Annotated in this window: 17 protein-coding genes and 2 tRNA genes; 13 read left to right on the top strand and 6 right to left on the bottom strand. The window is 70.9% G+C overall.

All coding sequences use genetic code 11. From position 1 onward, the window contains the following. Nucleotides 1-334: 334 nt before the first annotated feature. Nucleotides 335-1,132, bottom strand: a complete 798-nt coding sequence (locus AB0F82_RS17985) for a GntR family transcriptional regulator (protein ID WP_362628536.1) — start codon at nt 1,130-1,132, stop codon at nt 335-337. 29 nt (nt 1,133-1,161) lie between these two features. On the opposite strand from AB0F82_RS17985, the gene AB0F82_RS17980 reads away from it, so the two are divergent. Next, nucleotides 1,162-1,605 carry an NUDIX domain-containing protein gene (locus AB0F82_RS17980; protein WP_362628533.1) on the top strand — a complete coding sequence of 148 codons (444 nt, stop codon included), beginning with the start codon at nt 1,162-1,164 and terminating at the stop codon, nt 1,603-1,605. 297 nt (nt 1,606-1,902) lie between these two features. On the opposite strand, the gene AB0F82_RS17975 is transcribed toward AB0F82_RS17980, so the two are convergent. Next, entirely contained in the window at nt 1,903-2,325 is a 423-nt protein-coding gene (locus AB0F82_RS17975; protein WP_356811083.1) for an SCO4225 family membrane protein, read from the bottom strand. 820 nt (nt 2,326-3,145) lie between these two features. On the opposite strand from AB0F82_RS17975, the gene AB0F82_RS17970 reads away from it, so the two are divergent. The 9 genes from AB0F82_RS17970 (at nt 3,146) to AB0F82_RS17930 (ending at nt 11,479) form a co-directional block, all read left to right on the top strand. Next, nucleotides 3,146-3,559 (top strand): DUF6344 domain-containing protein, encoded by a 414-nt coding sequence (locus AB0F82_RS17970; RefSeq protein ID WP_362628530.1) that lies wholly within the window; start codon nt 3,146-3,148, stop codon nt 3,557-3,559. Between the two features lie 292 nt (nt 3,560-3,851). Next, a complete protein-coding gene (locus tag AB0F82_RS17965; RefSeq protein ID WP_362628838.1) occupies nt 3,852-4,163 on the top strand; it encodes a hypothetical protein in 312 nt (103 codons plus the stop codon). A 177-nt stretch (nt 4,164-4,340) separates the two neighbouring features. After that, nucleotides 4,341-5,492: an acyl-CoA dehydrogenase family protein gene (locus AB0F82_RS17960; RefSeq protein ID WP_362628835.1), complete on the top strand. Its 1,152-nt coding sequence runs from the start codon at nt 4,341-4,343 to the stop codon at nt 5,490-5,492. Further along, entirely contained in the window at nt 5,489-6,436 is a 948-nt protein-coding gene (locus AB0F82_RS17955; RefSeq protein ID WP_356811081.1) for a bifunctional MaoC family dehydratase N-terminal/OB-fold nucleic acid binding domain-containing protein, read from the top strand. The genes AB0F82_RS17960 and AB0F82_RS17955 overlap by 4 nt, the downstream gene beginning before the upstream one ends. Next, nucleotides 6,436-7,467, top strand: a complete 1,032-nt coding sequence (locus tag AB0F82_RS17950; protein ID WP_362628527.1) for an acyl-CoA dehydrogenase family protein — start codon at nt 6,436-6,438, stop codon at nt 7,465-7,467. Before AB0F82_RS17955 ends, AB0F82_RS17950 begins: the two co-directional genes overlap by 1 nt. Continuing rightward, complete coding sequence (locus tag AB0F82_RS17945; protein ID WP_356811079.1) at nt 7,464-7,847, top strand: MaoC family dehydratase; 384 nt, start codon at nt 7,464-7,466, stop codon at nt 7,845-7,847. The genes AB0F82_RS17950 and AB0F82_RS17945 overlap by 4 nt, the downstream gene beginning before the upstream one ends. Beyond that, complete coding sequence (locus tag AB0F82_RS17940; protein WP_362628525.1) at nt 7,844-9,010, top strand: lipid-transfer protein; 1,167 nt, start codon at nt 7,844-7,846, stop codon at nt 9,008-9,010. The genes AB0F82_RS17945 and AB0F82_RS17940 overlap by 4 nt, the downstream gene beginning before the upstream one ends. Nucleotides 9,011-9,144: 134 nt before the next feature. Next, entirely contained in the window at nt 9,145-9,678 is a 534-nt protein-coding gene (locus tag AB0F82_RS17935; RefSeq protein WP_356811077.1) for a SigE family RNA polymerase sigma factor, read from the top strand. Nucleotides 9,679-9,829: 151 nt separating this feature from the next. Further along, nucleotides 9,830-11,479, top strand: coding sequence for a long-chain fatty acid--CoA ligase (locus AB0F82_RS17930; protein WP_362628522.1), 1,650 nt, complete (start codon nt 9,830-9,832; stop codon nt 11,477-11,479). Between the two features lie 21 nt (nt 11,480-11,500). On the opposite strand, the gene AB0F82_RS17925 is transcribed toward AB0F82_RS17930, so the two are convergent. The 3 genes from AB0F82_RS17925 to AB0F82_RS17915 all read right to left on the bottom strand — a co-directional run bounded on the left by AB0F82_RS17925 (nt 11,501) and on the right by AB0F82_RS17915 (nt 15,989). After that, nucleotides 11,501-12,076, bottom strand: a complete 576-nt coding sequence (locus tag AB0F82_RS17925) for an antibiotic biosynthesis monooxygenase (protein WP_356811075.1) — start codon at nt 12,074-12,076, stop codon at nt 11,501-11,503. 13 nt (nt 12,077-12,089) lie between these two features. Then, nucleotides 12,090-15,443: a response regulator gene (locus tag AB0F82_RS17920; RefSeq protein ID WP_362628519.1), complete on the bottom strand. Its 3,354-nt coding sequence runs from the start codon at nt 15,441-15,443 to the stop codon at nt 12,090-12,092. A gap of 120 nt (nt 15,444-15,563) precedes the next feature. After that, a complete protein-coding gene (locus AB0F82_RS17915) occupies nt 15,564-15,989 on the bottom strand; it encodes an SSI family serine proteinase inhibitor (RefSeq protein WP_362628516.1) in 426 nt (141 codons plus the stop codon). 185 nt (nt 15,990-16,174) lie between these two features. On the opposite strand from AB0F82_RS17915, the gene AB0F82_RS17910 reads away from it, so the two are divergent. The 3 genes from AB0F82_RS17910 (at nt 16,175) to AB0F82_RS17900 (ending at nt 17,166) form a co-directional block, all read left to right on the top strand. After that, nucleotides 16,175-16,265, top strand: a tRNA-Ser gene (locus tag AB0F82_RS17910). Between the two features lie 263 nt (nt 16,266-16,528). Next, nucleotides 16,529-16,601, top strand: a tRNA-Arg gene (locus AB0F82_RS17905). Nucleotides 16,602-16,800: 199 nt separating this feature from the next. Continuing rightward, nucleotides 16,801-17,166 carry a PH domain-containing protein gene (locus tag AB0F82_RS17900; RefSeq protein WP_030647142.1) on the top strand — a complete coding sequence of 122 codons (366 nt, stop codon included), beginning with the start codon at nt 16,801-16,803 and terminating at the stop codon, nt 17,164-17,166. Nucleotides 17,167-17,184: 18 nt separating this feature from the next. Here AB0F82_RS17900 and AB0F82_RS17895 read toward each other — a convergent pair whose 3' ends face one another. Next, the gene (locus AB0F82_RS17895) at nt 17,185-18,096 is read right to left on the bottom strand and encodes an SMP-30/gluconolactonase/LRE family protein (protein WP_362628514.1); all 912 of its coding nucleotides are present in this window, start codon (nt 18,094-18,096) and stop codon (nt 17,185-17,187) included. Between the last annotated feature and the right edge of the window lie 95 nt (nt 18,097-18,191).

Here is an 18,191-nt window from a genome sequence, read left to right as displayed (position 1 = left end):
GGACAGGCGGAGGAGGCAACCGGCCGCGGCCCGGAGGTCGCGGCGGTAGATCGTTCGTTGTCTCTTTCGGGGACGGACTGCCGTGTCAGGAACAGCCCGCAAGCCCCGTGGTAGGCAGAGACCTGCCGTCCGGACTGACAAGGGATCGGCCGCCTCTCGGCGGACGACTGTCCGGCATCCCTCCCCCCGTCCGACGCGGGGCTCCTGGTCGCATCTCCTGCACTCAACTACTCATGTGCAGGAGTTAAGAGTAAGAGAGTGCTGCACTCCTGTACAGGAGTCAACCCGCATGGCCGCCACTCGCCTAACCGGCTGGCTCAAATGTGGCGGGTCGTCAGTCTGCAGCAGGGATGCGGTACTCCAGAACAAACTGGTCAGCGCTCATGAGGGTGTCGCATACCTCTACCACTCGACCTGACTCAATCTGAGCGTCCCGAGTGAGGTGAATGACGGGTGCGCCTGGACTCAAGCTCAGAGCGGACTGCTCTTCCTTGGTGGCGAGGCGGACGCGCACCGTCTCCCGGAACTCCACCAAGAGATCCCCCTGCTCTTCGAGGCGGGCGTAGATCCCTCCCGGCCCCGGGTTCTCCTCCCTGAGCTGCGGGATGCTCTCGGCGAGGTCCCAGGGCAGGTACGACGTTGCCTCCTCAGTGGGGATGCCGTCGCTGTAGTAGAGCCGACGGCGTGCGAGGACCTTGGCGCCCGCCGGCAACCCAAGACGGGTGGCCACCTCGTCAGGGGCGTCGGTCTGCCCGACGAAGAGCACCCGGACGCTTGGCTTTGCTCCAGTCTGCTCAGCCTCCGCCAGGTAGGCCGCCTTCCCTGCCTTCCTGTGCGACCGACGGAAGCGGTCACTGGACTTCCGCTGCACAGGCGGGGCCTTCCGGACGAACGAGCCGCGGCCGTGGTGCGTGTCGACCAGGCCGCGAACCCGCAGCTCAGTCATGGCCTTGCGGACGGTTCCCTGCGCGACCGAATAGCGATCCATGAGTTCGGACTCGCTCGGCACCTTCGCTCCGGGGCGGAGCGTGGCCTGAGGATCCCCGAGGGCTTCCTGAATCTGCTGGCTGAGGTCGTCCGCGATCTGTAGGTAGCGGGGGCGACCTGCGTCACGTGCTGTCGAGAGAGGCATGTGCTGCTGATTCTCCTAGACTCATGTATATGACTAACGCTACCGCCGAGAGGCCGTTGCACTCCGTCTCGGTCGCCGGAATCGTCATCCGGGATGACGGACGCGTGCTCGTGATCCGGCGTGCCGACAACGGGGCTTGGGAGCCGCCGGGCGGCATCCTCGAACGGGATGAGCGGCCTGAGGAAGGCGTGCTGCGCGAGGTCGCCGAAGAGACCGGGATTGCCATCGAGGTGGAGCGGCTCACCGGGGTCTACAAGAACCTCGCCCTTGGCGTGATCGCCCTGGTCTTCCGCTGCCGACCTATCGGTGGGCAGGAGCAGCTGTCCGACGAATCGACGGCGGTCCGCTGGCTCACCCCTGACGAGGTGGAGCAGTCGATGAAGGAAGTCTTCGCCGTACGCGTGGCAGACGCCTTGGATGGCACGGTGCCGCACGTCCGGTCACACGACGGAGTTCGACTGCTCGCGGCTTGATGGGCGGAGGGTATGCCGAATGATCTCGGCTGTGGCCAACCTCTGGCCAGCATGACGGACGAGGGGCCAACGCCGGAGCTAAAGGCCCAGGTGAAGGGGGATGCGGGTTTCCCCACGCGACCGGTCTTGAAAACCGTCGTGGCAGCGATGTCACCGTGGGTTCAAATCCCACACCCACCGCCAGGTCAGAGAAGTAGCAGGTCAGAGGGCGGGTACCCGAACCGGGTGCCCGCCCTCCCTGCTCACCCGGCCTCACTTGACCAGCGAGTATGGGCTGTCTGTGGGCCCGGATCATGGTTAGGCCTGCGCACTCCTGGCGTCGCGCCGCCGTGCCACATAGCGGAGCAGGGCCCAGATCGCCGCGGCGTTGACCAGAGCGCCGACCAGGACCGGAACGTAGAAGCCGAGTCCGTCCCACATCGAGGGCTCAGCGGCCACGGATGTGTCCGGTACCCAGTCTGCGGGGAGCGGGTCCGACTCCGAGGGGTAGTCCGTGGGCAGCTTCGTGGGCGGCTCAGAGCCGTACTGGGGATGGGGATCCATGGGCGGGGCCGAGTCCAGGGCGTCCACCGCGGGTCCGAAGGCGCCCAGCAGCAAGAGGCTGACCGGCGCCGTGGCCAGGATCGGCCAGACTCCGAAGAACCCGATGTCCCCGATCCGGCTGCCGACCGCGACGTAGACCAGCATCGCGACCACCAGTGCCAGGTACGCGCCAGGCACCCACATTTCAGCCTTCGACCAGCGCCGCACCATGGCGTTCCCCGTTCCGATTCCACGTTCCGCTTCGTTCGACCTGCACCCAGTCTCGAAGCTGCCGAGGACCGCCACCTGGGTACGCCTACTCATCCTGCTCGGCCCTGCGTACCTGGTCGGAGCCGTGCACGGCAGGCACGCCGGGGACACCGCGCCACGTATCCCCCATGTCCGGCACACGGTGCCGGAGGCTTGGGGGTCGGACCGGTGGACGTGGCCCATCGGGCCGGGCACACCTGACGGTCCTGTTCCGGTTCTGGGTTCGCAGTACACCGGGGGACCGGCCGGCGGCGTCCACTCCGAACTGCTCAGGGCGCGCTGGTCGAAGGACTGCCCGTCATCAGTCCACCCGGCGCCGACCTCGGGGTGACTACCGCCGAGAACGAGTTCGCCCCCGTCCCGTCTCCGGCAGTCGGCCTTGCGCAGCGCGGCGATCTCGCAAGCCGCCTCGCCGCGTAATACAGGCAGCCGAAGAACCCCGCCATCTGCCCCTCCTTGGCCGGCGTGGCAGTCGTCCCGTCTGCCGTAAGGCGTGCGGGGGGAATCTCGGATTGCGGGCCGGCTGCCGGTGTGCCGGGGCAACGGCGCAGGCCAGGCCTGGTGCGAGACGGCCCCGAAGGTCTGGCCGCAAGGGGTTGGGGGAGCGGGCGAAAAGCCGCATTGGTTCTTCCGAGTGGTGTTTGTCGGAAGATCGGCGCGTGTGATGAACGCAGTGCGGTTGCCCCCACATCATGACGAATGTATTCAGATCCGCCCGTTGGAACATCGTGAATCGAGGCCCTCCGTCATGACTGACCGCACCATCCTCACGTCGATCTGGACCTCCGTCCTCGCCGCCCTCGTGGCCGTCCTCTCCGCCCTCGGCTTCGGCGGCAAGACGGCTCCGGCCGCCGCATTCACCGTCGGTGGCGCCGCCGCGGCAACCGTCACCGCCCCCGTGCGCCGGCCGGTCGTCACGGCCCCGCGGAGCTGGCGGGAGATGATGCGGGGCGGTTCGCTCCCGCCGACGCTGAAGCAGCGCATCCGGGCCGAGGCCCACGGCAAGACCCCCGGTGTCCGCCGCTCGACCACCGCCGCAGCCATGGGTGCCGCCCCGGGAACCGCCGCCCGCATCCTGGCCCCTGTCGGAGAACCCGCCGCCCGCGTCCTGACTCCCACCGCGGAACCCGCCGCCCGCGAGGCGCTGGCGCTCGCCGCGTAGTCCCGTACGAGCAAGTCCGCACGAAGCAGGACCGAAGGCAGGACCGAAGGCAGGACGGCAGGCAGGATCACAGCTACGTCAGCAGCACAGGCATGTCGGCAGCACAGGTACGTCAGCAGGACCAGGACCACAGACAGACGGAAGCACAGCACGCAGAAGCAGGAGCGCAGGCAGGCGCTGGAGCCCGGTCGGTCGTGACCGCGGATCGCGCCGCGCGGTGTCCCCGTAGCGGGGCACGGATGGATCACCCCGGCGTGCGCCGGGGAGCGTGCCGGGGGCGTGAAGCTTGGCATTGCAGGGCCGCAGGCCCGGGAGACGGTGGGGTTCCCGGACGGCGCGGCCCTTTTCGGCATGTCCGGGTGCGGCGGTTTGGTGGAACGCTCCCTCGTCAGCACAGTGGAAACGCGAAAGAGCCGTTGTCGGCCGCATCATCGGCAGCGGCGTGGGTGGCGAGAACAACGGCAACTCGTTCACCTCGTGGCAGGTGGCCACCGGCTCCGGTGCCTCCGACCAGAACAACACCGCGGAGGTCAACGGCTCGGCCTTCACGGCGCTCCACCAGTCCAACTCGAACGTCGCGGTCAACTTCCGCCGTTGCTGGTAACAGAGGCATCAGTCGCTCCGAATCTTGAAGGCGCCCGTGCGACCGGACCGGCTGGGTCAGGTAGCGCGGGCGCCCTCGCGCAGGCCCGGCTCCCCCGCCCCGCTCGGCCTTGACACCACAGGTGAATCTGACGGACAGTCAGTTACCTCGATGATGCGATGCCGGGAGGCCTGCGCCGTGCACCTCGCCCCGTCCGAAGGCCAGTCGCGGCTCCGTGCCGAACTGCGCGCGTACTTCAAGGAACTGCTGCCCGACGGGGTCCCCGAGGATCCGGCCCGCCAGCGCGCACTTCTGCGCCGCATCGGCGCCGACGGACGGCTGGGCCTCGGCTGGCCCGTCGAGTACGGCGGGCAGGGCCGCGGCGCAGACGAGCAGTTCGTCTTCTTCGACGAGGCCTACCGGGCCGGCGCCCCCGTGTCCATGGTCACGCTCAACACGGTCGGCCCCACCCTGATGAAGTACGGGACGCGGGAGCAGAAGGACTACTTCCTCCCCCGGATCCTCGCGGGCGAGATCGTCTTCGCCATCGGCTACTCGGAGCCCGAAGCCGGCACCGACCTCGCCTCACTGCGCACCCGGGCGGTCCGCGACGGAGCCGACTGGCTGGTCGACGGACAGAAGATCTTCACCTCCAACGCCCAGAACGCGGACTGGATCTGGCTGGCCTGCCGGACCGACCCCGGGGCCCCGAAGCACAAGGGCATCTCGATCATCCTCGTCCCCACCGACGACCCCGGTTTCTCGTGGACCCCGATCGACACCGTCGGCGGGCTCACGACCACGGCGACGTACTACGACTCCGTCCGGGTGCCGGCCGGAAACCTCGTCGGCCCCGAGCACGGCGGCTGGGGACTGATCACCAACCAGCTGAACCACGAGCGCGTGGCCCTCGCCGCCATCGGCATGCAGGCCGAGGACTTCTACGAGCACGCGCTCCGGCACGCCCGCACCCCGGACTTGGTCACCGGAGAGCGCCCCGCCGACCTGCCCTGGGTACGGTCCCGCCTCGCCGAGGCCCATGCCCGGCTGGCCGCCGTACGCCTCCTCAACTGGCGCCTCGTCCAGGACGTGGGCAGCGGCAGCCTGGCCCCCGGCGACGCCAGCGGCGTGAAGTTCCTCGGCACCGAGTCCGCCGTCGAGGTGTACCGCATGTGCCAGGAGGTGGTGGGTGAGGAGGCGCTCGTACGGGGGCCCGCGGCCTTCGCGGGCGGCGAGCTCGAGCGGATGAACCGGGCCGCGCAGATCAACACCTTCGGCGGCGGGGTGAGCGAGGTCCAGCGGGAGATCGTCGCCATGATGCGGCTCGGCATGAAGGGGAGGAAGCGATGACGGCGGACGCACCCGGCACAGCCGAGGAGGCGGCCCGGTTCCACGCGCTGCTCGCGGCCTTCGAGGGGCAGCCGGCCGCCACCGCCGGCCGGGGCAAGGACGCGGTCAACGAACCGATGATCCGCCACTGGTGCGAGGCGATGGGCGACACCAACCCCGCCTACTCCGGGCCGGACGCGATCGCTCCCCCCACCATGCTCCAGGCCTGGACCATGGGCGGGCTCTCCGGTCACTCCGACCGCTCCTCCGCCTACGACGAGCTCTTCGGGCTCCTCGACGGTGCCGGCTTCACCTCCGTCGTCGCCACCGACTGCGAGCAGGAGTACCTCCGTCCGCTGCGTCCCGGCGACACGATCACCTTCGACGCCGTCATCGAGTCCGTGTCGCCGCGCAAGACGACCAAGCTGGGCACCGGCCACTTCGTGACGACCCGGATGGACGTCCGAGCGGGCGGGCAGCCCGCCGGCACCCACCGCTTCCGGATCCTCAAGTACGCACCTGCCGGAAGGCCGGCCAAGGAGCCCGAGCCCCGCCCGAAGACCGCCGCGCGACGCCCGCGCCCCGTGGTCAACCGCGACAACCAGGGGTTCTGGGACGGGGTCCGGGACCACAGACTGCTGATCCAGCGCTGTACCTCCTGCGCCACCCTCCGCTTCCCCTGGCTCCCCGGCTGCAACGCCTGCGCCAGCCCTGGATGGGACACGGTCGAGGCCTCCGGCACCGGCACCGTGTTCAGCTACGTCGTCATGCACCACCCGCCGTTCCCGGCCTTCGATCCGCCCTACGCGGTCGCGCTCGTCGAGCTCGCCGAAGGGGTCCGCATGATCAGCAACATCACCGGTGTCCCGTACGACAAAGTGCGCATCGGCCTGCCCGTGCAACTGGAGTTCCTGCGCGTGGACGACGACCTCGAACTCCCCGTCTTCCGCGGGAGCGAGGGCTGATGGACTTCCACCCCACCGAGGAACAGGCCGCCGCGGCCGGCCTCGCCGCCCGGATCTTCTCCGACCTCGCCACCCACGAACGCCTCGCCGCCGCCGGCACCGGCAGTGACGTTGAACTTTGGAAGGCCCTCACCGCCGCCGGACTGACCGCGGCCGTCGAGGAGATCGGCCTGCTCGGACTGGTCCTGCTGCTGGAGGAACAGGGCCGCACCACCGCACAGGTTCCCTACGCCGCCACGTGCGCGTACGGGATCCTCCCCGTGGCCGCCCACGGCAGTGCGGAGCAACGCGCCCGCCTGCTGCCCGCACTCGGCAGCGGGGACGCGGTGGCCACCGGAGCCTTCCCGGCCCGCGGCCGGATCACCGCCGAGGGCGGCCGGCTCACCGGCACCGCCCCCACCGTCCCCTGGCTGCGCGACGCCACGCACGTACTGGTCCCGGATGCCGAGCGGGCGCTGTGGCTCGTACGGACCGACGCGCCCGGCGTACGGACGTCCCCCGTCGAGACCACCGCCCCCTGGTCGGCCGGCCGGCTGGTCCTGAGCGGGGCCGAGGCCGAACCCATCGGGTCCGACGAGGCTTACGAGCACACCCTCGCCGCCGCGCGCACCGCCTTCGCCGGGCTCCAGGCGGGCGTCTGCGCGGGCTCGCTCGCCCGCGCCGTGGAGTACACCGCCACCCGCCAGCAGTTCGGCCGGCCGCTCTCCACCAACCAGGGGGTCATGCTGCGCGCGGCAGACGCCCACATGGACACCGAGGCGATCCGGGTCACCACGTACGAGGCCGCCTGGCGCATCGACCAGGGGCTCGCGGCGCACGAGCACGCGCTGACGGCCGCCTGGTGGGCCTCGGAGGCGGGCAAGCGGGTCGTGCACGCGGGCCAGCACCTGCACGGCGGCATGGGCGCCGACCTGGACCACCCGGTGCACCGGCACTTCCTGTGGGGACGACAGCTGGACGCCTACCTGGGCTGCGGCAGCGAGCTGCTGGCCGAGCTGGGAGCTTCGATAGCCGAGGGAGAACAGGCATGAACGTCGGCGACACCCTGCCGCCGCTGGAGATCGCGGTCACCCGCACCCTGATCGTCGCGGGCGCGATCGCCTCCCGCGACTACCAGGACGTGCACCACGACACGGCGCTCGCGCGGGAGAAGGGCTCCCCGGACATCTTCATGAACATCCTGACCACCAACGGACTGGTCGGCCGTTACATCACCGACCACCTCGGTTCGCGGGCCGTGTTGCGCAAGGTGGCCATCCGCCTCGGCGTCCCCAATTACCCGGGGGACACCATGACCCTCACGGGCACCGTCACCGCCGTGTTCGGCAACACCGTCGAGATCCGCGTCGTCGGAACCAACGGCATCGGCCAGCACGTGTCGGGAACGGCCACCGCGGAGGTGGCGGAATGAGCGTCCGCACCCGGGACCAGCTCGGCGGCCGGGCCGCGATCGCCGGCATCGGCGCTACCGAGTTCTCCAAGGACTCCGGCCGCAGCGAGCTCAAGCTCGCCGTCGAAGCCGTGCACGCGGCCCTCGACGACGCCGGGCTCACCCCGGCCGATGTCGACGGCATGGTCACCTTCACCATGGACACCAGCCCCGAGATCACCGTCGCGCAGGCGGCGGGCATCGGGGAGCTGTCCTTCTTCTCCCGCATCCACTACGGCGGGGGCGCGGCCTGCGCCACCGTCCAGCAGGCCGCCCTCGCCGTCGCCACCGGGGTCGCGGAGGTCGTGGTCTGCTACCGCGCGTTCAACGAGCGCTCCGGACGACGCTTCGGCTCCGGCGTCCAGCAGCGCGAGCCCTCGGCAGAGGGCGCGGCACTGGGCTGGTCGCTGCCCTGGGGGCTGCTGACCCCTGCCTCCTGGGTGGCCATGGCCGCCCAGCGCTACCTGCACACCTACCACCTCACTCCCGAAGCCTTCGGGCACGTCGCGGTCACCGACCGGCGGCACGCCGCGAACAACCCGGCCGCTTACTTCCACGGCAAGCCGGTCACCCTCGCCGACCACGCCGCCTCACGCTGGATCGTCGAACCGCTGCGGCTGCTGGATTGCTGCCAGGAGACCGACGGTGGCCAGGCCCTCGTCGTCACCACGACCGAACGGGCCCGCGCCCTGCGGCACGCCCCCGCCGTGATCACCGCGGCAGCGCAAGGCGCCGGACGCCGCCAGGAGGGCATGACCTCCTTCTACCGCGACGACCTGACCGGCCTCCCGGAGATGGACGTGGTCGCGCGCCAGCTGTGGCGCACCAGCGGGCTGCGACCCTCCGACATCGACGTCGGCATCCTCTACGACCACTTCACCCCCTTCGTGCTGATGCAGCTGGAGGAGTTCGGCTTCTGCAAGCCGGGCGAGGCCGCCGACTTCGTGGCCGCGGACGCGCTTGCGCTCAACACCCACGGCGGCCAGCTCGGCGAGGCGTACCTGCACGGCATGAACGGCATCGCCGAGGCCGTCCGCCAGCTGCGCGGCACCTCTGTCAACCAGGTGGCGGGAGCCTCGCACGCACTCGTCACGGCCGGCACGGGAGTGCCGACGTCCGGGCTGATCCTCGGCGCCGACGGCTGAGACCCCGGTCCGTGCCGGCCCCGCCCCTCCACCTTCAGGGGGTGGGGATGGCCCTACTCCTACAACCTGAGATGGATCCCCCATCGGCACCTACGGGCGATTCCAGGGGTGGCGGGCGCTCCTAGCGTGGAGACATGACCCCGCCTGTTTGCACGCTCGCCTCGACCCCGACGCCGTACCCGTCGTTCTCGGCGTACGTCCGGACCCGCGGCACCGTCCTACTGCGCACCGCGCGCTCCCTCACCGCCAACCCGTGTGATGCGGAGGACCTGCTCCAGACCGCCCTCGCGAAGACGTACGTGGCTTGGGACCGTATCGAGGACCACCGCGCACTGGACGGCTACGTCCGGCGGACCCTGGTCAACACCCGTACCTCCCAGTGGCGCAAGCGCAAGGTCGACGAGTTCGTGTGCGACGAGCTCCCGGAGACCGAGCCGGCTCCCTCCTCCGACCCCGCCGAGGCGCAGGCGCTGCGCGACGCGATGTGGCGTGCGGTGACCCGGCTGCCCGACCGGCAGCGTGCCATGGTCGTCCTGCGCTACTACGAGGACTTGAGCGAGGTGCAGACCGCCGAGCTGTTGGGGGTCTCGGTCGGCACGGTCAAGAGCGCCGTCTCCCGCGCGCTGGGCAAGCTCCGTGAGGACCCGGAGCTCGCCCCGGTCCGTTGAGACAGGCGATGTTTCACGTGAAACAAGGGGATGTTTCACGTGAAACACGAGCGGGTTCTACCCCCGGGTAGTGACAGACCGACCGGTACGTGCGCAGAATCGGCAGCATCCGTAGCCGCCGCAGCGCCGCAGCGCTCACCGGGAGGACGCTTTGCTCAGCACCATGCAGGACGTACCGCTCCTCGTCACCCGCATACTTCGTCACGGGATGACGATCCACGGGAAGTCCCAGGTCACGACCTGGACCGGGGAGGCAGAGCCGCACCGCCGGAGTTTCGCCGAGATCGGCGTCCGGGCCACCCGCCTCGCCGGCGCCCTGCGCGACGAGCTCGGAGTGCAGCAGGACGACCGGGTCGCGACCCTCATGTGGAACAACGCCGAGCATGTCGAGGCGTACTTCGCGATCCCCTCCATGGGCGCCGTCCTGCACACGCTGAACCTGCGGCTCCCCCCGGAGCAGCTGGTCTTCATCGTCAACCACGCCGCCGACCGGGTCGTCCTGGTCAACGGCACGTTGCTGCCGCTGCTCGCACCCCTGCTGCCGCACCTGCCCACCATCGAGCACGTCGTCGTGACCGGTATGGGCGACCGCTCCGTGCTCGACGGCCTGAACGTGCGCGTGCACGAGTACGAGGAGCTCCTCGAAGGCCGCTCCGACAGCTACGACTGGCCCGAGCTGGACGAGCGCCAGGCGGCCGCGATGTGCTACACCTCCGGCACGACCGGGGACCCGAAGGGCGTCGTCTACTCCCACCGCTCGCTCTACCTGCACTCCATGCAGGTCAATATGGCCGAGTCGATGGGGCTGACCGACAAGGACACCACTCTCGTGGTCGTTCCGCAGTTCCACGTGAACGCCTGGGGCCTGCCGCACGCCACCTTCATGACCGGCATCAACATGCTGATGCCGGACCGCTTCCTCCAGCCCGCCCCGCTCGCCGAGATGATCGAGCGGGAGAAGCCCTCGCACGCCGCGGCCGTCCCCACCATCTGGCAGGGGCTGCTGGCCGAGGTCACCGCCAACCCGCGTGACCTGACATCGATGAAGCAGGTCACCATCGGCGGCGCGGCCTGTCCGCCCTCCCTGATGGAGGCCTACGACAAGCTCGGGGTCCGCGTCTGCCACGCCTGGGGCATGACGGAGACCTCCCCGCTGGGCACGATGGCGCACCCGCCGGCCGGTCTGAGCGCCGAGGAGGAGTGGCCCTACCGGATCACGCAGGGCCGCTTCCCCGCGGGCGTCGAAGCCCGTCTCGTCGGTCCCGGCGGCGACCTTCTGCCCTGGGACGGGGCGTCGGCCGGTGAGCTCGAGGTACGCGGCAACTGGATCGCGAGCGCCTACTACGGCGGTGCGGCCGGCGAACCCTTCAAGCCCGAGGACAAGTTCAGCGCCGACGGCTGGCTCAAGACCGGGGACGTCGGCGTCATCAGCCCCGACGGCTACCTCACCCTCACCGACCGCGCCAAGGACGTCATCAAGTCCGGCGGCGAGTGGATCTCCAGCGTCGAGCTGGAGAATGCGCTGATGGCGCACCCCGAGGTCGCCGAGGCCGCGGTGGTCGCCGTACCCGACGAGAAGTGGGGCGAGCGGCCGCTGGCGACGGTCGTCCTCAAGGAGGGCGCGACCGTGGACTACACGGCGCTGCGCGAGTTCCTCTCGCAGTCGATCGCCAAGTGGCAGCTGCCGGAGCGCTGGACGATCATCGAGGCCGTGCCGAAGACCAGCGTCGGCAAGTTCGACAAGAAGGTGATCCGCCAGCAGTACGCGGACGGCGCACTGGACGTCACCAAGCTCGCCTGACGCCCCGGGCCCCGAAGGGGCCTAACCCCGCGTGAGCCATGGCCGCAGCAGCCTGCTGACGGCGGGCATGGCCACGTAGGTCATCAGCGTGCTGAACACGACGGCGAAGGCGGCCGTCCGCAGTACGAAGTGCAGGTCCACCAGGTACGGCCCGAGCACCGCGTTGCCGACGAGCGAGATCGGGAAGATGGCCAGCCCCGAGCTGATCGCCATCTTCCACCGCGGCGGCGCGGGACGGGTCGTACCCGGCTGGGCGAACCAGGTCTCCATGCCGTGCAGTTCCCGCCGGGCTATCTCCGTGTGGTGGTGGCCCAGGCAGTTGGAGAACCACTGCGCCCGCTCCGGGGAGTCCTGCCAGCGCTGGAAGGCGGCCTGGTTGCGGAAGCGGTGGACCAGGAACCACGGACCGCCCTCCGTCGCCGGCCGGAAGAGCCCGTAGCCCAGGTGGTCCGGAAATCCGGCGGCCGTCTCCAGGATCCCGTGGGCCCAGGCCTCGAACGCCTCCTCGTGCCCCGGCTCCACCTGTCGCGCGATGAGCAGGTTCACCTCCCCGTTGTCGGCGGGGACGGTGTGCTCGGTCGTGTGGGTGATGGCCATCGGTCCAGGATCGCTAGTTGGTGCCGATCTTGGCCAGCAGGTCCACGATGCGGCCCTGGACGTCCGTCGTGGTGGCCCGCTCCGCGAGGAAGAGCACGCTCTCGCCCGAGGCCAGGCGCGGCAGTTCGGCCGGATCGATGCCGGTCGCCGTGTAGACGACCAGCGGGGTCCGGTTCAGCTGCCCGTTCGCCCGCAGCCAGTCCACAATCCCGGCCCGCCGGCGGCGCACCTGCATCAGGTCCATGACCACCAGGTTCGGCCGCATCCGCGTCGCCAGCTCCACCGCGTCGGTGTCCGCACCGGCCCGGGCGACCTGCATGCCGCGCCGCTCCAGGGCCGCGGTCAGCGCGGTCGCGATCTCGTCGTGCTCCTCGATCAGCAGGACACGGGAGGGGTGCTGCTCGCTGTCGCGCGGAGCCAGCGCCTTGAGCAGCACGGCCGGATCGGCTCCGTACGCCGCTTCGCGCGTGGCGTGCCCCAGCCCGGCCGTGACCAGTACGGGTACCTCTGCGGCCACGGCGGCCTGTCGCAGCGACTGCAGGGCGGTCCGGGTGATCGGCCCGGTCAGCGGGTCGACGAACAGCGCGGCGGGGAACGCGGCGATCTGCGCGTCCACTTCCTCGCGGGAGTGCACGACCACCGGGCGGTAGCCGCGGTCGCTGAGCGCCTGCTGCGTCTGCACGTCGGGCGCCGGCCACACCAGGAGCCGGCGCGGGTTGTCCAGGGGCTCCGGCGGGAGTTCGTCGTCCACGGGCTGCGGCACGGGCCGGTTGACCACCTCGACCGCACCGCCCGGGCCGTCCAGCGGCTCGGGACCCTCGTCGGCGCCCGCCTCGGGGGCGCCTATGGCGAAGGCTCGGCCCTGCGGGCTGGGCTCGGCGAGTCGGCGGCGTCGGCCGGACCCGGAAGCCGCAGCGGGGGCCGCGGCGGAGGGGTCGACGGCGATGCCCTGGCCGAGGGTGCCCAGAGCGCGCACACTGATCGGCTGTGCGGCCTGCCCCTGCGCGGGCACGTCCTGCGACTGGCGTGCTCCGGGGACCGCGACGTGGCCGGTGGCCCCGTCGCCCTCGGAAGAGGTACGGGCAGCCGGAACCGGCCACGCGGGGGCGCCGGCCAGCGCGCGCCGCCGCCCGGTGGGGTTCTCGGCGGGAGCGTCGGACGGTGCGGCCGGCGCCTCGGGCTCCGCTCCGGGGGCGCCCAGCGCCCGGCGGCCACGCCGCCCGGCCGGTGCCTCGGCGTCGGGTCCGGCCTCGCCCGCGGGGGCGACTGCACCGGGGCCCGCGGGGACGGCTGCGGCGGGGCCCGCGGGGGCCGACGGAGCGGAAGGAGCGGGGGCCGGACCGGCCGGCAGCGCGAAGCCGCCCTCCGGGGCGATGGGCCGCGCCGGAGCGGGCGTCGGACCGAGCCCCGTCGCCGGTACGGGACCGCCGGGCTGCGGCGGACCGGCCGGACCCAGCGCCCGCCGTCGGCCGGCCGGGTGCTCGGCCACCGGCACCGGGGGCACCGTGGGCACGGGCGGGAGCGCGGGCATCGCGGTGCCCTGCGGCTGCGCGGGGCGACCGGCGCCGCCCTGGCCCTCGGCACCGCCGCCGTTGTCGTCACCGGCCCGGCCGCGCCTGCGGCCGGTTCCGAGGCCCGCCGGGTTCACCGGGGACTGGGCGAGCTCGGGCCCCGCGGGCGGGCCGGCCTCGCCCGCCCGCCGCCGGCCCGACGGCAGCGCCAGTGCGCCCCCGCCTTGGCCGGCCTGCGCGGCCTCGGGCCCTGCGATCTCATCCTCCAGGAAGGCGTCCACTCCGCGCCGGCCCCGCCGGCCGCCGGAGACCTTGCCGGGAGCGGCGCCCGATTCCGTCCCGGCGCCGTCCGGGCCGGTGCCGGCCGGGGGCGCCTCCGCCGACTCGGGCAGGGTCACCGTCCCGGCACCCGAGCCGAGCGGCAGTTCCAGCACGTACGCGCCGCCGGGCGCGCCCGGAACCTCCACCGTCTGCAGCACGCCGCCGTGCGCGGCGACGATGCCCCGGACGATCGGCTCGTGGACCGGGCTGCCGCCCTCGTAGGGGCCGCGCACCTCGATCCGTACGACATCGCCTCGCTGCGCGGCGGCCACCACGATCGTCGAGTCGCTGTACCCGCTGCCCTGACGGGTCTTGCCGGTGGCGTCCACGCCGGCGACGTCCGCGACCAGGTGTGCGAGGGCGGTCGAGATCCGCTCGGCGTCCACCTCGGCCTCGATGGTCGGCGCGTGGACGGCGAACTGCGCGCGACCGGGCCCGATCAGCTCGACCGCGCCGTCGACGCCGGCCGTGACCACGCCGTTGATCAGGACCTTTTTCTTGGCGAGCTTCTCGCGGCCGGCGTCCAGGCGCTGGAAGCCGAGCACGTTGTCCACCAGGGTGGTCATCCGCGCGTAGCCGGCGGCCAGGTGGTGCAGCAGCTGGTTGGCCTCGGGCCACAGCTGTCCGGCGTCGTCGGCGGCCAGGGTCGCCAGCTCGCCGCGCAGCTCGTCCAGCGGGCCGCGAAGCGAGTCCCCGAGGACGGCGAGCAGCTGCGCGTGCCGCGCTGCGAGGGCGTCGTAGGGCCGGCGGTCCGTGAAGGTCATGACGGCGCCCACGAGCTGCTCCCCGTCCCGTACGGGAGAGGTGGTCAGGTCGACGGCGACCGGCTGCCCGGCCTTGTTCCACAGCACCTGCCCGCGTACGCGGTGCTTGCGCCCGCTGCGCAGGGTGTCGGCGAGCGGGGACTCCTCGAAGGGGAAGGGCGAGCCGTCGGCGCGGGAGTGCTGGACCAGGCCGTGGAGTTCGCGGTTGCCGAGGTCGGTGGCGCGGTAGCCGAGGATCTGGGCGGCCGCCGGGTTGACGAGCACCACCCGTCCGTCGGTGTCGGTGCCCACGACGCCCTCGGCGGCGGCGCGCAGGATCATCTCGGTCTGCCGCTGGGAGCGGGCCAGCTCGGCCTCGGTGTCGACGGTCTGCGAGAGGTCACGGACCACGAGCATCAGCAGCTCGTCACCGGTGTATGAGGGTTGCGGCTCGCGGTAGGCGTCGCGGCCGTCGAGGTGGGCGCTGGTGACCTCGACGGGGAACTCCGACCCGTCGGTGCGGCGGGCGACCATCCGCTTGGGCTTGGTCCGGCCGCCTTCGTCCTCGCCTGGCCGGCGCATGGAGCCGGGGATCAGCTTGGAGTCGAACTCGGGCAGGAGGTCGAGCACGCCCCGGCCGACGAGCCCGGTGCCGGGGCTCTCCATGACCTCGAGGGCGATCGAATTGGCGTTGACGACCGTGCCGTTGGCGTTGACGAGCAACAGCGCGTCCGGAAGGGCGTCGAGTATTGCTGCGAGGCGAGCAGCGCCTCGGGATGGCCTGCTGCTCACGACGAGCTTCCTCCCTGACCAACGACTACCGGCAAGTCACGGGAGGAGTCTAAGGCCACAGGCTCGCGGCGGGGTGGCCGATGTGGGGCCGGCGACTCCCCTTCCGGGCATCGTCCCAGGTCAGGAACGCCCACTCGGAAGCAGAGGTTCCAACTCGTCCCAGCGCTTGATTTCGCATCCGTCCGTCCTGCGGAAGGTGGCGTTCACCCTGTGTCCGTTCCATGTTCCGGTGACGCGCGCGGTAGCGGGCCCCCCGTACTGCTTGGTGCAGATCTGGTCCGGGGGTACGGGGGCGAAGGGGTTGCGCCCCTCCTCGGCGAAGCGGTCCAGCCGCGCGCAGGCGCCCTCCGCCTCGGGGTGGTCACCGCCGACGGGGCCGCATTCGAGCTTGTACTCCCGGTCCAGCTGGCGGTTGCCGGTGTCGGTCATGGTCATGGTCAGCCGGTCGGGCGGGGCCAGCAGCTGTCCCAGGGGCAGAGGGGGCAGCGGCCCGGCGGCCGCGGTGGCCAGGGCCGAGGTGACGGCGAAGGCGGCGAGACGCAGCATGGGGCACTCCAGGTCGTCCGTACGTCATACGCCTGACCAACGACGCGAGCGCGCCGATGTTGCGTGCGGCGGTCCTTTAAGGCTTTGCCCTCGGCCCGTTCCGCCTAGTACCGTGGGAGCGGATTGGTGAGGGGCCCTGCGCCTGTGTCATCATCTGCACGCACCCTCGTACGCGGGGGTGTGCTGGAGGCGTCGCCTAGTCCGGTCTATGGCGCCGCACTGCTAATGCGGTTTGGGTCTTACCACCCATCGAGGGTTCAAATCCCTCCGCCTCCGCAGTTCATCGAAGCCCCGGTCCATCAGGACCGGGGCTTCGATGCGTTCCGGGCGTTCCAGGACGTGCGCGCCGGCCCGGGCTTGCGTGGCGGACAGGGCGTTCCGGCTCGGCCCAACCATTGCGCGAACCCTTGCGGACGATCTTCATCCGGAGTGTTTCCGCAGGTCAGGGTGGGTGTGGGTAATGGATTTCGCGTCCCGGCGAGCTCCATGTATTGTTGTTCTCGCAAGGCCAACGGGGCGAAAAACCCCGGGAAGCCCAAGCACTCGTAGCTTAACGGATAGAGCATCTGACTACGGATCAGAAGGTTGCAGGTTCGAATCCTGCCGAGTGCACAGCGAGCCAGAGGCCCCGGACGAAAGTCCGGGGCCTCTGGCGTATGTCCCGGATGTTCCGGGCGGGATCTCCTCCTTGTTGGGGAGAGGTCCCCCGGAAGATGTCAGGGACGGGATGGCTCTGGCGGGGGACGCCGGCCACCCGGCGGCGTCGGTACGGTTCTTGAAGATCGTCCGACGCTGGAAAACGGGGGCCCTCATGGGACTGTTCGGGAATGCGCACACCGTCGACCCCGTGTCGGCGCAGCGGGACTACGCACGGCTGCTGGGGCAGGGGGAGCAGGTGCACGCCGCCTTCCTGCTGATCCGGGACACGATCCTGTTCACCGACCGGCGGCTGGTGCTCGTCGACAAGCAGGGGATCACGGGCAAGAAGGTGGAGTACCACTCCGTCCCGTACCGGAGCATCACGCACTTCTCCGTGGAGACCGCGGGCCACTTCGATCTCGACGCCGAGCTGAAGATCTGGATATCCGGCAGCTCGACGCCGATCGAGAAGACCTTCACCAAGGGCGTCGACATCTACGAGGTGCAGGCGATCCTGACGCAGTTCGTCGCCCGGTAGCCGGACGTCCGGCCGGTCTCAGAGGACGCGGGGGAGGCCGGTCACCGACATCACCAGGGAGTAGAGGGAGGTGGTGGCGGTGATGAAGAGGCGGTTGTTCTTGGGGCCGCCGAAGGCGATGTTCGAGACGGGTTCGGGGACGCGCAGGCGGCCGATGAGAGTGCCGTCCGCGGCGTAGCACTGGACGCCGTTCTCCATCGCGGCCGCCCAGAGCCGGCCCTCGTCGTCGAAGCGGATGTTGTCGACGCCGGGGCAGGTCGTGAAGACCCGGTCGCCGGCGAGGGTGCCGCCGTCGGCGACCTTGAAGGCGCGGATGTGGCCCGCCCGGGTGTCCGCCGCGTACAGCTCGCTCTCGTCGGGGGAGAAGACGAGGCCGTTGGGGCCGAGGAAGCCGTCGGCGGCCAGGCGCACGTCTCCGGTCGAGGGGTCGGCCCGGTAGAGGTTGCAGGCTCCGATCTCGCTGGGCGCGCGGTGCCCCTCGTAGTCGTTGGTGATGCCGAAGTCCGGGTCGGAGAACCAGATGGAGCCGTCCGAGCGGACCACCGCGTCGTTCGGGCTGTTGAGCCGCTTGCCGTCGAAACGGTCGGCGATCACGGTGATGCTGCCGTCGGGTTCGGTCCTGGTCACGCGGCGGTTGCCCTGTTCACAGGAGATCAGACGGCCTTGGCGGTCGAGGGTGTTGCCGTTGGAGTGGCCGGCGGGTGAGCGGAAGACGGAGACCGCCCCGGTCGCCTCGTCCCAGCGCAGCATCCGGTCGTTGGGGATGTCGCTCCACACCAGTTGCCGCCAGGCCGGCAGGTACAGCGGGCCTTCCGCCCAGCGGCAGTCGTCGTAGAGCCGCTCCAACCGGGCGTCGCCGTTGGCGCAGCGGCCGGTCTTGAAGCGCTCATCCAGGATCTCGTACAAGGTGAGGTCGGCTATGGCAGACATGATTCCCCCTGAGCGAAGATTACCGAATTTTGTTCGGTCCGATGGTGAGATTGCAGGATCAGGTACCGTCTTCGCAAGGGTTCTCAGGCCCATGA

Source organism: Streptomyces virginiae (assembly GCF_040638905.1).
Lineage (GTDB): Bacteria > Actinomycetota > Actinomycetes > Streptomycetales > Streptomycetaceae > Streptomyces > Streptomyces virginiae_B.
This window is presented reverse-complemented; position numbering and strand designations above follow the sequence as displayed.